General features: G+C 25.7%; 17 protein-coding genes. 2 read left to right on the top strand and 15 right to left on the bottom strand.

The window, feature by feature from the left end; translation table 4 throughout:
- Positions 1–643 precede the first annotated feature (643 nt).
- Together MCAV_RS00695 and upp are read left to right on the top strand one after the other, a co-directional pair.
- On the top strand, positions 644–1,567 hold the full coding sequence (locus tag MCAV_RS00695; RefSeq protein ID WP_391591979.1) for a hypothetical protein: 924 nt from the start codon (positions 644–646) through the stop codon (positions 1,565–1,567).
- Positions 1,568–1,656: 89 nt separating this feature from the next.
- A complete protein-coding gene (upp, locus tag MCAV_RS00690; protein WP_391591978.1) occupies positions 1,657–2,277 on the top strand; it encodes a uracil phosphoribosyltransferase in 621 nt (206 codons plus the stop codon).
- A gap of 17 nt (positions 2,278–2,294) precedes the next feature.
- Here upp and MCAV_RS00685 read toward each other — a convergent pair whose 3' ends face one another.
- The 15 genes from MCAV_RS00685 to MCAV_RS00615 all read right to left on the bottom strand — a co-directional run bounded on the left by MCAV_RS00685 (position 2,295) and on the right by MCAV_RS00615 (position 15,886).
- Positions 2,295–2,702, bottom strand: a complete 408-nt coding sequence (locus MCAV_RS00685; RefSeq protein WP_391591977.1) for a hypothetical protein — start codon at positions 2,700–2,702, stop codon at positions 2,295–2,297.
- Positions 2,703–2,723: 21 nt separating this feature from the next.
- A complete protein-coding gene (gene atpD, locus MCAV_RS00680; protein WP_391591976.1) occupies positions 2,724–4,160 on the bottom strand; it encodes a F0F1 ATP synthase subunit beta in 1,437 nt (478 codons plus the stop codon).
- Between the two features lie 17 nt (positions 4,161–4,177).
- The gene (atpG, locus tag MCAV_RS00675; protein WP_391591975.1) at positions 4,178–5,098 is read right to left on the bottom strand and encodes an ATP synthase F1 subunit gamma; all 921 of its coding nucleotides are present in this window, start codon (positions 5,096–5,098) and stop codon (positions 4,178–4,180) included.
- A 33-nt stretch (positions 5,099–5,131) separates the two neighbouring features.
- On the bottom strand, positions 5,132–6,673 hold the full coding sequence (atpA, locus tag MCAV_RS00670; protein ID WP_391591974.1) for a F0F1 ATP synthase subunit alpha: 1,542 nt from the start codon (positions 6,671–6,673) through the stop codon (positions 5,132–5,134).
- Positions 6,674–6,684: 11 nt separating this feature from the next.
- A complete protein-coding gene (gene atpH / locus MCAV_RS00665) occupies positions 6,685–7,236 on the bottom strand; it encodes an ATP synthase F1 subunit delta (RefSeq protein WP_391591973.1) in 552 nt (183 codons plus the stop codon).
- A gap of 7 nt (positions 7,237–7,243) precedes the next feature.
- Positions 7,244–7,828: a hypothetical protein gene (locus MCAV_RS00660; protein ID WP_391591972.1), complete on the bottom strand. Its 585-nt coding sequence runs from the start codon at positions 7,826–7,828 to the stop codon at positions 7,244–7,246.
- 44 nt (positions 7,829–7,872) lie between these two features.
- Positions 7,873–8,193, bottom strand: coding sequence for an ATP synthase F0 subunit C (atpE, locus tag MCAV_RS00655; protein WP_391591971.1), 321 nt, complete (start codon positions 8,191–8,193; stop codon positions 7,873–7,875).
- 79 nt (positions 8,194–8,272) lie between these two features.
- Positions 8,273–9,091 (bottom strand): FoF1 ATP synthase subunit a, encoded by an 819-nt coding sequence (locus MCAV_RS00650; RefSeq protein WP_391591970.1) that lies wholly within the window; start codon positions 9,089–9,091, stop codon positions 8,273–8,275.
- Positions 9,092–9,170: 79 nt separating this feature from the next.
- Positions 9,171–9,635 carry a hypothetical protein gene (locus MCAV_RS00645; protein ID WP_391591969.1) on the bottom strand — a complete coding sequence of 155 codons (465 nt, stop codon included), beginning with the start codon at positions 9,633–9,635 and terminating at the stop codon, positions 9,171–9,173.
- A complete protein-coding gene (locus MCAV_RS00640; RefSeq protein WP_391591968.1) occupies positions 9,635–10,990 on the bottom strand; it encodes a DEAD/DEAH box helicase in 1,356 nt (451 codons plus the stop codon). The genes MCAV_RS00645 and MCAV_RS00640 overlap by 1 nt, the downstream gene beginning before the upstream one ends.
- A 97-nt stretch (positions 10,991–11,087) precedes the next feature.
- Positions 11,088–11,840 carry a hypothetical protein gene (locus tag MCAV_RS00635; protein WP_391591967.1) on the bottom strand — a complete coding sequence of 251 codons (753 nt, stop codon included), beginning with the start codon at positions 11,838–11,840 and terminating at the stop codon, positions 11,088–11,090.
- A 9-nt stretch (positions 11,841–11,849) separates the two neighbouring features.
- Complete coding sequence (locus MCAV_RS00630; RefSeq protein WP_391591966.1) at positions 11,850–12,494, bottom strand: hypothetical protein; 645 nt, start codon at positions 12,492–12,494, stop codon at positions 11,850–11,852.
- A gap of 133 nt (positions 12,495–12,627) precedes the next feature.
- A complete protein-coding gene (locus MCAV_RS00625; RefSeq protein ID WP_391591965.1) occupies positions 12,628–13,650 on the bottom strand; it encodes an ECF transporter S component in 1,023 nt (340 codons plus the stop codon).
- A gap of 20 nt (positions 13,651–13,670) precedes the next feature.
- The gene (locus MCAV_RS00620; protein WP_391591964.1) at positions 13,671–14,885 is read right to left on the bottom strand and encodes a hypothetical protein; all 1,215 of its coding nucleotides are present in this window, start codon (positions 14,883–14,885) and stop codon (positions 13,671–13,673) included.
- Positions 14,886–14,920: 35 nt separating this feature from the next.
- Complete coding sequence (locus tag MCAV_RS00615) at positions 14,921–15,886, bottom strand: hypothetical protein (RefSeq protein WP_391591963.1); 966 nt, start codon at positions 15,884–15,886, stop codon at positions 14,921–14,923.
- Positions 15,887–15,888 lie beyond the last annotated feature (2 nt).

Raw genomic sequence — 15,888 nt, 5'->3', positions numbered from 1 at the left:
TACATAATAAAAAATTAAATAGAAATTAAATAATTTAATTAAAGTTGTTGATTAAATTCAAACTTATAAACTATTAAATATTTTCAAATAAAAGACAATTAAAATCTTGTAATTTAAGTAAGATTGGTGTTAAAATTAGAATGTTTATATTAAATTAACATTACTTTTTGGATATCTAGTTTCTGAAATTAAAATTAATATCGAATTTTTGTTAATATCATTTTCAATCAGTTTAGCAATGATGTTTTTGAGTGAAAAGTTAGGAATGATTACTCTTTTGAAGTTATTAGTTGTAATTTAATAATTAACTATCGGTTCTTTCTTTATTTTGATAAAGGAAAATTGATGTGTGTTTTTTAAATTAAGACTAGAATTTTAAGAAGTTGATCTTTTTTAACTTGGCTACAAGAGAGCAAAATTTTTAGATTAGGCGAAATTAATAATAATATGAAATATCTTTTATTAATATCTAATGATTAAATTAATGTTACAAAAAAATGTTTTTTAATATGATAGATATTATTATTAATCTTATAGTTTAAATCCAAGGTCTTCACCCTTGGATTTTTTTATTAACCTATTATTTAGATATAATAATTAGATAATATTTATTTTGAATTAATAATATAGACTAATCTTTTTTATGATGATTAAATCAATTAAACAATTAATTATTTTGTTACGCTCAACAACAATTATTGCTGCTATTACTAATTTGATTTGTTGTCTTGCTTTTTGAATGTTAATTGCTAATATTTTCATTTCTTTTTCTAATTTATCACTAAACCCCCAACAAAGCAATAACATTAAGAGCATTTTTAACATTTATCATCTAGTTATTGTTTTAGCTGTTTTTTTTAGCATTAATGCTATTGTCATTGTTTTATTTTGATACTATTCCTATCATATGGAAAAATGAAAAATCAAAAAATGAATTTTATACAACATTTTCTTTCTTTTTCCATGAGGATTATTAGGATGTTATTATGGATTGATTAATAACTATTGAAAAGTAGAAAATGGTGCAGTTGATTTTGTTTTAAATGAACCTAGAAAAATTGCACCAACTAATCAAGTATCAGAAATTGATAATCAAGTTAATCATCATTATTATTATGATCGTGATAAACTAATTCAAAAAGTGCAAAATAGCATTAAAACTTTAGCTAAAATCAATCTCAATCAAGAAATTAGTTATTTATCTAAAAACATTTTTAATCATAATAATTGAGAAAAAATTGATTTTAAGCAAGTTAGTAACACTCAAATCTTCACTTGATTAGCAGTTTTAAATCGTGTACCTCATAAAGATTTAAAAGATGTTGTTTTTAATGTGACAATGAATGAACAATTATTTCATTTTGCTGTACCTAATAAATATTTAAAAAATGTTAAATATAAATACATTCAAGCTTTCATTATTGTTGATCGTGAATTAGTTAGTAGTGAAGCATTAATTAAAAAGGCTTATGATTTAAAAGCTAATAAAATGGCATTTGATTCTGTTTTTGTTGGTATTTTTACTAACCGAGCTTATCGCATATATTTAAATCGTTTAAAAAAATAGTTTAAGAATGATTAAAATTTGCTAGTTTTTAAATTATTTATTTAAAATGAAGCAAATAACATTATTCTTAAATATCAACAAAAATTTTTATGCACAAAATTTTAGATCATCCCTTAATTAAAGATAAATTAACCCGCATGCGCGATCAGAATGCTACTTCGATTATTTTTCGTAATAATTTATATGAAATCACTCAATTAATTGCATATGAAGCAACCAAAAACTTTGTGCTCAGTTCTAAAGAGATTACTACTCCAATGCAGAAAATGACTGGTTATAGTTTAACTAATCAAGTTGTAATTATTCCCATTTTACGAGCAGGATTGACAATGTCAGATGCGTTATTAGATTTGATGCCAAATTCATGTATTGGTCATATTGGTTTATACCGTGATGAATCAACATTACAACCAATTAAATATTATGAAAAAATGCCATGTAACATGGAACATAGTGATGTTATTATTTGTGATCCAATGATTGCAACTGCTAATTCAATTGATGCAGCAATTAATCTTGTGAAAAAATATCAACCTCTATCAATTAGTGTTATTGGTTTAGTTGCAGCTCCTGAAGGGATGGCTAAATTAGCAGCAAATCATCCTGAAGTTAATGTTTATTGTGCTAGTTTAGATCAAGGATTAAACGATCATGGTTATATCGTTCCTGGATTAGGTGATGCTGGTGATCGGTTATTTAAAACTAAATAATTTAATTCATATTAAAATTATTGTTTTCTTAGTTTAGCAATTTCTTGACGCAAAACTAGTTCTGTTTTATAGTCAAAAATTCCTTGTAGTTTTTGATCAAATAATTTTTGTTCAATTTGTTGATGACCAATTAAAAATTCATTATCATCAATATGATCTGGATCAATTAAAAACTCAGAATAAACTTGAGCATAATATTGATCAATTAACATTGTTCCTGGACCTAGTAAATATTCCTTAGTTGTTCCATTTAAAAACCGTATGGTCATTAAACCAATTTGCACAATTTGAATTGTTGGTAATTGGTTACGATTAATTCCCATATAACCATCATGCATTTTAATTTGAGCACTTTGAATTAATTCATTAAAAGCAATCCCATTAGGAGTTGCTATATGCAAACGCAATTCAAAATCTTGATTCATGATTAGTTGTCCGTTGTTGAATTATTTTTTATTTTCAGCCTGAATTTTAGCAGCTTTTTCATAAACTTCTTGAATTCCACCAACATATAAAAATGCTTGTTCAGGTAAATGATCAACTTTACCATCAATAATTTCTTTAAAACTAGCTACAGTTTCTTTAACTGAAATGTATTTGCCTTGTTGACCAGTAAATTTTTCAGCGACAAAAAATGGTTGAGAGAAAAAGTTTCGAATTTTACGAGCGCGATAGAAGACTAATTTATCTTCTTCACTTAATTCATCAACTCCTAAAATCGAAATAATATCTTGTAATTCTTGATATTTTTGTAAAATTTGTTGCACTTTACGCGCTACTGTGTAATGTTCAATCCCAACAACTTCAGGTTTTAGTAATTGTGAATTAGACTCTAGTGGTGAAATTGCAGGATAAATTCCTAATGCAGCAATTTTCCGATCTAAAACTGTTTTAGCATCTAAGTGTGAAAAAGTAGTTGCTGGAGCAGGATCAGTTAAATCATCAGCAGGAACATATACTGCTTGCACTGAAGTAATTGAACCTTTTTTAGTTGAAGTAATTCGCTCTTGTAATAACCCCATTTCAAAAGCTAATGTTGGTTGATAACCAACAGCAGAAGGCATACGACCTAATAATGCTGATACTTCTGAACCTGCTTGAGTAAAACGAAAAATATTGTCAATAAATAATAAAACATCTTGACCCCGATCATCACGAAAGTATTCAGCCATAGTTAATCCTGTTAAAGCAACCCGCATTCTTGCTCCAGGTGGTTCATTCATTTGTCCAAAAACAAGAGCAGTTTTATCTAAAACACCACTTTCTTGCATTTCATAATAAAAATCATTACCTTCACGAGTTCTTTCACCAACACCAGCAAAGACTGATAAACCACCATGATTAATGGCGATATTATGAATTAATTCTTGAACAATAACTGTTTTACCAACTCCTGCACCTCCAAATAAACCAATTTTTCCCCCTTTAGCATAAGGTGTTAGTAGATCAATAATTTTAATTCCTGTTTCAAAAATAACTAATTCTGAAGCTTGATCTTCTAAACTAGGAGGAGATGAATGAATCGAACGAAATTCAATATTAGTTGGCATTGGTTTTTCATCAATCGGTTTACCTGTAACATTAAAAATCCGACCTAAAACACCATTACCAACTGGTGCTTGAATTGGTTTATAAGTTCTTTCAACATTCAAGCCACGATATAATCCATCAGTTGGCCCCATAGCAATACATCTAACAATATCATCACCAATAATTTGGGCAACTTCTAAAATAATTTCTAAATTTGAAGTTGGATGATTAATTTTTAAAGCTTCATTAATTGTTGGATTATCTTGAGGACTAAATTTAACATCAACAACAGGACCAGTTAATTGGTAAATAACACCATTTTTTTTAATCAATGGTTCAGTTTGATAGTTCATAAAAGCATCAATCTTTCTTATTTTTTATGATTTTTAGTTGCACCACTAATAATTTCAATAATTTCTTGAGTAATTAAGGCTTGGCGGGTGCGATTATACTCAAGTTTATATTCATCTAATAACGCTTTAGCATTATCAGTTGCTGCAGTCATAGCATTATAACGTGAAGATGCTTCAGAAATTTTAGACTCAATTAACACCGCATAAAATAAGTGGGTAAATAATTGGGGAATTAAGGCTAAAACAACTGATTCAGGTTTAAAACCTAATTCATAATTACCTAAATTATCTTCTGATAAATAGGCGCCAAAAAGATCTTTACGGTTATAAACTTCTAAAGTTAGGGGCAAAATTTGTAATGACTGAATTGTTAGTTTTAAAGAATTAATAAATTGGGTGTAAACAAAATGAATTTTTTGATAATTGTTTTTAATGAAATAATCAAAAACTTCAAAAGCACGAATAAAAATTAATTCATGATTCATTAACTCTTTATCAATGTGATGAATAATTTTAATAATTTTTCAATCAGGTTGTTGTGAACTAATTAATCGAGCAATTCTCGTTCCAAAAATTAAAAATTCAGCATTAGTTGCATCATTAATTGTGTTTTTTAAATTTTTAAATAAATCAGAATTATAATGACCACACATTCCTAAATCTGAACCAAAAATAACATAAAGAATTTTAGTTGAATTTTCCAAATTAATTTTATTATAACGATAAAACAACCTATTGACCATATTCAAATCAACATCAACATTATTAATCGTGGCACGAAAAACATTAAGTAAACCAGCAAAATAATTTTGATAAATTTGATACTTTTTTTGATACTTTTGTAATTTAACAGTCGTAACCATTTTCATTGCAAAAGTAATTTTAGAAGTAACTTCAATTGATTGAATCCGTTTTTTAATGATTTCTAAATTAGCCATAAAGACTTTCTTATATCTTAAATAGTGATCAAATTATTTGATATTAGAACTAAAATCTTTTAAGTGTTCTCCATAAGATCTAATTGTTTGTTGGCAAAACTGATTTAATTCACTTAATTTAAAATCATCTAACTTAGAATCATGAATTAAAATTTGACGAATTTTTGTATTAGCAAATTGTTTAACAGCATACTGGGTAAAATTAATAATTTCTTCTTTAGGAATTGATTTAATAAATTGTTGATCAATAATATAAAGTAATAAAATTTCATCAACTTGCTGATAAGGATGGTTATTAACTTGACGTAACATTAATGTTGTTTTTTCACCATGAGCTAGAACAATTTTGGTATTATCATCCAAATCAGAACCAAATTGAGCAAAAATGTTTAACTCATTATATTGGGCTAAACTTAATTTTAATGAACCACTTAATTTTTTAATGCCTGGAATTTGAGCAGCAGATCCCACCCGACTAACTGATAAACCTGTATCAATTGCAGGTCGTTGACCTGAATTAAATAAATTAGTTTTAGTAAATAATTGACCATCAGTAATCGAAATAACATTAGTTGGAATATATGCTGAAATGTCATTTGCTTGAGTTTCAATAATTGGTAGAGCAGTAATTGATCCACCACCATTTTCAGCATTTAGTCTTCCTGCTCGTTCTAATAAACGTGAATGTAAGTAAAAAACATCACCAGGATATGCCTCACGACCAGGAGGTAGTTTTAATAGTAAACACAAAGTACGATAAGCAACTGCTTGTTTTGATAAATCATCATAAACAATTAAAACGTCTTTACCTTGTTTCATTCAATATTCAGCAATTGTCACACCAGAAAATGGGGCAATATATTTTAATGCTGGTAAATCAGAAGCAGATGCAACAACAACAGTGGTGTATGATAAAGCATGATTATCTTGTAAAGTGTTAATTACTTGAGCAATTGTTGAATTTTTCTGACCAATTGCAACATAAACACAATAACAATTTTGGTTTTTTTGGTTAATAATAACATCAAGAGCAATTGAAGTTTTACCAGTTTGACGATCACCAATAATTAATTCCCGCTGACCTCGACCAATCGGAAACATCGCATCAATACTTAAGATCCCTGTTGCTAATGGTTGATCAACTGATTTTCGTTCCATAACCCCTGGAGCAATTTGTTCAATTGGACGATATAAATCAGTTTTAATTATTCCTTTATTATCTAAAGGACGACCTAAAGCATCAACAATTCGACCTAATAAAGCATCACCAACTGGAACATTAACAACTTTTTTGGTGCGTTTAACTTTACTACCTTCAACAATGTTCAAATAATCACTTAACATAATAACCCCAACAACATCAGCTAAAAGTGAAAAGGCAATTCCTAAGCGCCCATCTTCAAATTCTAATAATTCGTTTAACAAACACTCTTTTAGTCCACCAACAGTAACAATACCATCACCATTACTAATCACAATTCCAGTTTCATCAACAATTTTTTCTTTATGATATTCTTGAATTAACTTGCGAATTACAGCACTATATTGGTCTAATTTTAAATTGGCATCAGACATAAAAAATCCTTCTAATTAACAATTTTCTTAATTTTGTTTTGTAAATTTTTTAATTGTGATTGTAATGAATATTCTTCAACATAATCATCAACTCGAATATTAATTCCCAACACCATTTCAGGAACAACTTGATAATTAAAAACTAATCTTTCTTGATATTTTTTGCTTCAACCAGCTTCTAATTTACTTTTTTGTTGATCAGTTAAAGGATATGCTGATTCAACTTGGACTAATTTCATGTTTAATTTATTTAACACTTGAGCATCAATTGTTTCAATTAAATCTAAAAAGAAATAGCCATGACCATGATCAAGAAATAACTTTAATCCATTAACATAATATTGATCATATGGTTCAACTGCTAATATTGCTTCTAAATAAGTTATTTTTTTTGAAGCAATAATTGAAAAATCAGTAAAAATATTAACAATTTCAGGATTATTTTGTAATAAAGATAAAAGTCGATGATTTTGTTCATTGACTTTTTCTAAACTAGCTTGGTCATTAAAAAAACTTAAAATTGCTTGAGCAAATTGTTGGTATAAAAAAATATATTTTCTCATCACAATATTAGTTTAATGAATTTAAATATTCATCAATAAAACGTTGGTTAATTTCATTATTGACTTTTTCATTAATAATTTTTTCAGCAATTTCGACTGCTAAATCTGAAACACTAGCATTAATTTTAGCTTGAGCATTTTTTTTCAGTGTTTCAACTTCTAAAGCTGCTTTTTCTTGAATCCGTTGGGCTTTTTCAAGCGCACTATTAACTGCTTGATTAGTAATTTTTTCAGCATCTTTTTGTGATTGAAACATTAGTTCACTAATTGTTTTTTGTACTTCTAACTTTTGTTGTTTAATTTCAGCTAAATCACGACTCGCTTCAGCACGATGATCTTCAGTTGCTTTTAAATTTTGATTAAACAACTTACGACGTTTTTGCATGTAAATTCTTGTTGGGTGTCATATTAAAAAAAGAATAATTGCTACTACTGAAATCGCACTTAAAACATGAGCTGCTAAAATCCAACCATTAGGAATAATTTTTTCAAAAAAATTATCAGATCCTAAAACTGATTCATCAGCTTGTTGGAATAAATTTGCGGTTGCATTATTAAAAAATGTTAAAGAATGAGAAATTAATGATTCCATGTAATAAATTGACCTATCTTTTTTTGATCATTAAAATCCTGGTATTAGCCCAAAAAGATTAATAATAAAGCAATAATTAAACTATATACTGCTGTTGATTCAGCAACAGCAACACCAATAATAAACTGACGAAAAACTTTTGATTGCAATTCAGGATTACGAGCAATTGCTTCAATCGCTTTACCACCAATATATCCTTGACCAAGACCTGAGCCTAACCCAGCAATCATAGCAATTCCTGCACCAATGAAACCACCTAGTTTATTACTAACATTAACTTCAGTGACATCTAAAATTGGATGAGTTTGATTAACTTGTTGAATTTGGTGTAATCAACTAACTAAAATATTAAATTTATCTGACATATAATTTTTCTTTCACAAAATTAAAATAAATTACAAAATTAAATTTGACTTAATAAATCAAATTGCTAATTCTAAAAACTTATAAATATTCTGGTAATACTAATGAAAAAGAAGTGAAATATTTTTTATGAGCCATTTTTTCAGGCAGATATTTAACATCAGCTTCGCTCAAATTAGCCTCACTACTTCAATATGATAAAGTTAGTAACATGAATATTAATGGTTGAATTAATCCTGGTAATATATCAAAGTACATCCTTAATGGTGCAGAAACAAATCCTGTTAGTACTACTCCTAGATAACCTAAATTAGCATTTAACAAGTTATTAACAATTAACTCATAAAGCGCACCAATAATTAATGAACCAGCAAACATGTTACCCCAATATCGAAATATTAAAGAAAAAATTCGACTTAATTTACCGATTCATTTAAAAGGATCAGGAAAATAAATTTTAAATTTATTATTAAAATTCAACCGACTAATATATTCTTGATAATAACTTAGTTTTTGGTGTTTAATTCCAAAATAAAAAGTAAATAAGAAAGTAATAATTCCTAAAGATAAAGGAACAGTAAATGAAGAACCTAAAGTTTCAATTCCAGCAATCGAAATTAGATTAGAAGTTCATAACAAAGTGAAAAGATAAATAAAATATCATGAATATGATTCATAACGTTTACCTAATGTTTCTCTTGTTGTTTCACGAATCCAGTCAACATAAAGCATTACTAAAAAAGCTAATCCTTTTGGTAGTTCTGACCCATTAAGTTTTTTTAAACTAAAATAATAGTAAATTCCTACTCCTAAAATCAAAAGAGTAACTGCTAAAAAACTTCAAATTTGATCAGTTGGTTGACTAACATACGAAATAAATCTAGGATTATTATCGCCCATAGATCAGATCCTTTACAAATTTCAATATCATCAAAGAAAATTCTCAAGTTTTTGAATAAACTAAATTTTATACCTTTTTTTATAATTTATATTTAATAATAAATTTTTTAGCAAATACAAAAATTAAACTAATAATTTGTCCTAATTGTCCAGGAACGATTCCTAATAAAACAAAATAGATATCAAAAATAGTTTGCTTTATTAATTGATTAACTACTAAAGCAACTAATAAACCAAATGAAGTGCAAATCACAATTAAGCAATAAGTTAAAATTAAATAAAACTTAATTAGTGATTTTTCTAATGTACTAACTGTTTGGTTAACTAAACTTGAACTAAACTTAAAAAAAATTTTTTGATGGATTAATTGGTTCAAAAAAGTTGCTAATACACTAAAAACAGTGGCTAATAAAAAAGAATAAGTAAAATTTTTAAATTGACTAATTGTTGTTAGATCTAAAATAATAGCAATCATTAAAGCAATTAAATAAATATTGCAAAACAAAAAACGATTTAAATATTGGTATGAATATCAAGATTTCATTAATGATCGTTGATTTGCTTATTTTTTTTAATTATTGACTCTTGTTTTCATTTATTAATTAACTTTTGTTTTACTTGAGCTTCAATTTGTTGTCGCTTTACTTTATTTTTAGCAGCCTTAATTTTATTCTTTAATTTCTTTTTATAATTTGGTTTAACTCGTTTATCTGCTTGAGCAATAATTTGTTTAATTTGTTGTGATAATTGTGGATTAAGTGATTTTTTTTGATAAGATCGATCTTTAAATACAAGATTATTAGCTAAAATTTTTACTTCAAAAAATTTTAAACTTTTTTTAGTTAACTGGTTAATTTTGATAAATTCTTGATCAGTAATTAAATTAATAATTTTTCCTGGTTGCTGATATCTTCCAGTCCGACCTGAACGGTGTAAATATCAAATTTGATCTTTTGGTAAACTATAATTAATTACTGTTTGCACATGTTTAATTGAAATTCCTCGTGCTAAAAGATCAGTAGCAAAAATGATTACTAAATCACGTTGATGAATTAAATTCATTGCTTTAGTACGTTCGCGATGACTCATTTTGCCATATAAAACAATTGGTCTAATCTCTGAATTAGTAATTAAATATTGATAAGTAGATACTAATTCTTCTTGATTATTAAAAAAAACAATTGTTCCAGTTAAATTTTTAGCATAATTTAATACTGTAAGAAAATCTTGATTTTTCTTTTCTTTGCGTGTAATTAAATAATAATGCTGGCTATTAGTAATTTTTTTACTATTAAAAATTAAGGAATGATACGTTTTGAATCAAATTTTTAACTGTTGCATTAAACCTTTACGAATTGTTGCTGAAGCAGCAATTTTTTTAATAATAAGACTTTTATTAATTTGCATAAAAGTTTGAATGTCATTTAAAAAACCTGCTTCAATTAAAGTATCAACTTCATCAAGCACTAAAATCATTTTAGATTTTGTTGGCTCTTTTTGCATCATTAATCCAAAATCTTGTAATTGTTTTGGAGTTGTTAAAATTAATTGCTTATTTAATAAATTATTAATTTTAATTTTATGATTTAATTGACTAATTTCAATTAGTTGATTAAATGATAACTGTTTGCAAATTCTGAAAACTTGTTGAATTAATTCTTTAGTAGGAAAAACAAAAAAGGCTTGTAAATTAGGGTGAGATAATAAAAAATCAACTAAATAAATTGTTAAACCTAATGTTTTACCCATACCAGTAGGAGCAACTAAAATATGATTGCCTTTCTGTGATAAATTAAGCAACATTGCTTCTTGTAAAGAATTAGGAGCCAAATATTTTTGTGCTAATAATTGATCAATAATAATTTGATGATGCAATTTTCATTGTTTTTGATCATTCATAAATAATTTTAGATATCTCTAAACAATAAAATATCTTATGGAATATTAAAGATAAAACCATAAGATATTTTATTGATTTTTTTAATTTAATCAATTACTATTTTTTCTCATCAAGAAACTTTTTAGTTTCAAATAATGTAGATTTGCCATTATTATAGTGTAAACTTTTGACATAGTTAGGTAAGGTCCACTCATAATCTTTACTAGGCAAATTGATTTTTCTAGTTTTAAATGGAAGTTGGGTTAGTTTTAAAAACAATTGTTTGTCAATGAAAATTTGACCATGATTACCATAGATTAGATCTTGATCTTTTAAGCCACGATTTCTTAATGAAGCTAAATCAGCACCACTAGTTTGATAATTATCATAATCACGAATTTCACAATTAAATCCTAGAAGATTTTGGTTTAATTGTGATAATTGATCAAATTCTTTATAAACTGAATCTAATTGATAAATATAACGTAAATCTAGTTTATCTGGTAACTGATGATTATTGAATGAAGATTGATAATTAAATTTCAGATCATTAATTCGTTGTTTAATCACAGTTCTATAAGCATTAGCTTTAATACTATTAATTAAATTTTGGTTCATTGATCTACCAATAACTAAATTATGATCTAATTTCATCTTAGAAATTTTTTGCATTAAAGATCTAGTATGGTTGCTATATCTTGGTTTAGTATAAATTTTACGACCTAAATAACGATCAAAACGATCATATAAATAAGTATTGGCTAAAATTTTCTTTTTTAATTCTGCTTTAGTTAATTCAACTGGATCAATAGCAGTTTCTGTCTGATATCTTTGTAAAACAAATGGAATGTTAATTTTAGTTTTTTTCATAATAGTTAATTAAATTCGTTTTTGAGCTTCATCACGAACTTTTTGAATTTGTTTTCTTCTAGCATTAAAAATAACATTAGCTTTATTTTTAAAACGTAAATAAAATCAATAGCCTAAAAAAATAAAAATCGCAGCAGCAATTGTAATATAAAACAAAATAAAACCTGTTACTTTGATCGAATAAAAATTTTCAGACTCTTCACTAAAAGCATTAACAGAATTAGTTGTATTAGCAAAAGCAATTCCAAAACCATTAAAAGTTCCAATTAAAATCATTAACAACCAAGCTAGTAAAAAATAAATTAACACAGTTACAATTGTGCTAATAATTAAACTTTTTTTAACGATCTGATTATTATTAGGATCTTGATTTTTCACTAACTTACGAACTCAGAAAATTGAAATCAAATAAGATAGTAAAAAAGTAATTAATCCTAAACCCGAATAAAAAGCAAGATTAACATAAGTTGATGTATTATATAAAATTGCAAAAGTGAAAAATAAAATAAAAGCCCCTAGAAAACAGCCGATAAAAATTTTATAGACAATATCTCTAATGACAATAAAAAAGAGTTTTTCTTTGATTTTTTCGTTTTTGAACTCTTTGTTATTAGAACTTAAATTTTGATTTTTTTTTGAGAATAATTTAGCCATATAATTTTCAACTGATTAAATAAACAAATCGTTTTATCCTTAAAATACTTCTTGACTTTACTTTTAATATTATATTATAAAAAGAAGATAGATTTTGATTTTATAATGTTTGAAAATTGCAACATTATCAAAATTAATGATCAATTTTGGAAAATAATTTTTTATTTTTAAAAAATGATCTAGTTAGTTCAGGTTCATAAGAGTTTTGAATTTTATTATTAAGTCGTTTAAAAATTGGACTTAATGTCAAAATTAAAGAACTTAAAACAACAATTTTAACTGGTGTAAAAACCGATTCACGCAAAATTCTAGGAATTAAATAAAAAATTAAGCCATATTTTCTTAAATTACTTGGTGAATTACCATTGTGAACAAAAGCATAATACATAATAAAAATTTTTGGTCCCAACAAAAAAGATCAAAGCACAATCATACTAATGACTAAAATCGATGCGTATAACAAAATTACTGTTTTTTCTCATTTATAAAAAATAGCAAAAAAGACTAAAAATTGATTGACTAAATAATAAATTGCTAAAAATGTCAAAATGATAATGTATGAACTTAAGCTAAATCACTTTTTGATCTCAGCAACATTATTGTGATTATTAAACCAATCAATCACATAATAATAAGTAACTGCTAAAAATCCTGCTAAAAAAATTTGTTGCACTAACAGATGGATTCAAATTTTTTTATAGTTGCGACAAATTCGTTCAATTCCACCAATCAAGCCAGCAAAAAGCGCGATAATTGGTTCTTGAATTGCATATCAAATATATCAAGTCGCTCCTCCACTTAATAAAAATCCTAAACTATCACTAATTCAGCCAATAAAAAAACCATAAATTGGTCCAAAAAATCAACCAATTAGAAAAACTGGAGTTCAAGCAAATGACAAACGAGTCATAAAAACTGGAATTGGAATTGAAAGTTTGCCAATAATCAAACGTAAAGCAACAAATACAGCTAAAAACACGATGTAATTAGCAGAAGCAAAAGGACTAACTGGATAGGTTGGAAACAAAAAAATCATTAATTGTTTCCAAGATTTTTTTAACTTATTTTGATTTTGAGCAAATGTTTTAACTTGATTAAGTTGTTTTTTGGCAATTTGATTTTTAGAATAAAAATTATTTGTAGCAAATAACCTCAATTTAATTAATAAATGAAATTTTAACGACTTAATTCTAAATTAATTTCATTAATTCTTTGATCGATTTTTTGACGATCGAATTTAGGATTAAAGAAAAAAGCAGCAACAAGTAATAAAATGCAAATTAAAGAAAAAATAATGATTAACATGAAAGAATAGTAAATTGTACTATATAAAGCAACATTAGCAGAATTAGGTTCAGTATTACTAAAATAATTAATGGCATTATTAGCAAAGCGAAAAATGGAATTAATAAAAACACCAGTTCGATCTAAAACTAAACTAATAATAATTAAAAAAATAATTAAAACTAAAATTTTTGTTGACAAAAAGTATTTAGTGTTGTCATTATCATTATTTCACAATTCACGATAAATTCGAATTTGCATATAAACAGAAAAAATTAAAAATAAAAGCGTTACACTAATTGTGTTAATTGGAAATAATGGGATATCAGTTTGGTTTCTAGTTCTCAAACTATCAACAATGTTTTTATCAAGAATGTTTTCAAGTTGTTGAATGCTAAGAAGCGTTTTTGTATTCAGAAAAATTGCAATTGAAAAAATAATACACAAAATAGTTACAAAACTAAAAAACACTAATAATAAATATTTTAGAAAAATAATTTCACGTGGTTTAGTTTTATAAATATATAAACTACCATTACTAATTTCTTTTTGAATTTGTTGTTGCAAAAATAATGATTTGCTTGTTTCATCAAAAACTTGACGTAAGTTTTTATTAGTTCCAAAACCAAAACCATTAAAAGCACTATATGATTCTTGAATTTGTTCAGATTTAGTTTTATTATTAATATTGTTCTGATCAAATTGATTTGATTTTACAAAAGAATTATTGTCAAGTGAATTAGCATCAAGATCTTTATTAGGCTCGATTTTTTTTAAAGAAGTAATTTCTTCACCATAAACATTTTTAATGAAAACATTCAAATAGTTAACATCATCAATTAACTGATAGTCTTCTTGATAACTAATGTTTTTTGATAAAACAAATTTCTCTTCTGAAAAACTATTGTACTGCTCAATAATTTTTCTTGCTTCACTTAAACGACCAATTTTTTCTGACAAATAATAAAAAATATTTAAAGCTTTTAACAAGGTTTGTTTTAATTCTGAATTTTTCAAATCATTAACAATCAACTGTGAAGTTAAAAGAATTTCTAAATATTTTTTTAATTTTACCTGCTCAGAATTGAGTGTTGCATCATTAATCATTTGTGATTCTCCAAACTGAGTTTCTTATTTCTATTTTAAAATGATAATAAAGTTTTTTTAAGTCCTAGAACGCTAATTGATTCTTCTGTTCTTGTTAAAACATTATACTTATATAAGTCTACAATAATTTTGTTTAATTTACTTTTTAATTTATTGCCAAGTTTACTATAAATATTGTTATAAACAAAGAGGCTAAAAGGTGGTTTTTTCATTGCTTTAGCAATTTGATTAAGATCTAAACGCTGTTCTTTATAATAAACAAAATAAAATAATTCTTCAATTTTATAATTCAAAATGTTTAATAATTTAACAGCATCTTCAACACTATTACACTTATTATGAAAAATTGTTAGCCACGAATGATCTGCTAATAATAAACGATCAAATAAAATATAAAAATCTTGTTGTTGAAAATTACCAACTAATTGCTGCATTTGATCATAAGTAATTTTTTTATAATTTAATAAACTTATTTTATAAAAAACTTCATCAATGAATTTAGCATCTTTAGGAAAAAAATCATACAAATAATCTTTCACTTTATAATCAAATTTAATTTTGCTTTTTTCAACCCATTGATCAATATATTTCTGTTTTGTTAAAACATTTAAACTAGCTTTTTTATGATCTTTATTATCAACTAAATTTAATAATTTATTAATACTTGAATTTTTTAATAAATGATTACAATTTACTAAAATTAAAACATTAATTTGATTTTTTTTCAAGTTAGATATAATATCAACAAATTGATCGATCATTTGATTATTAATTTTGCTATCACTATTTTTAATGCCATCATGTGATTCATTAGTTAAGAAAAAGACATCATTTAAAACAAAAGCTTTAGGGCTAAAAAACAAACTATTTTGTTCTAAAGATTCAAAAAGTGATTGATAATCTTTAACTGTAATTGATTGAGATTCAGGATTATTTGCAATAAATTTTCTTTTAATTTCTGCTAAGATCCCAAGATCAGTAGCATAATATAAATTAATCATAA

It is taken from the genome of [Mycoplasma] cavipharyngis (genome assembly GCF_042984175.1).
GTDB lineage: Bacteria > Bacillota_I > Bacilli_A > Mycoplasmatales > Mycoplasmoidaceae > Mycoplasma_N > Mycoplasma_N cavipharyngis.
Note: the sequence above shows the minus strand (reverse complement) of the source record. Positions and strands in the feature narration are given on the sequence as shown.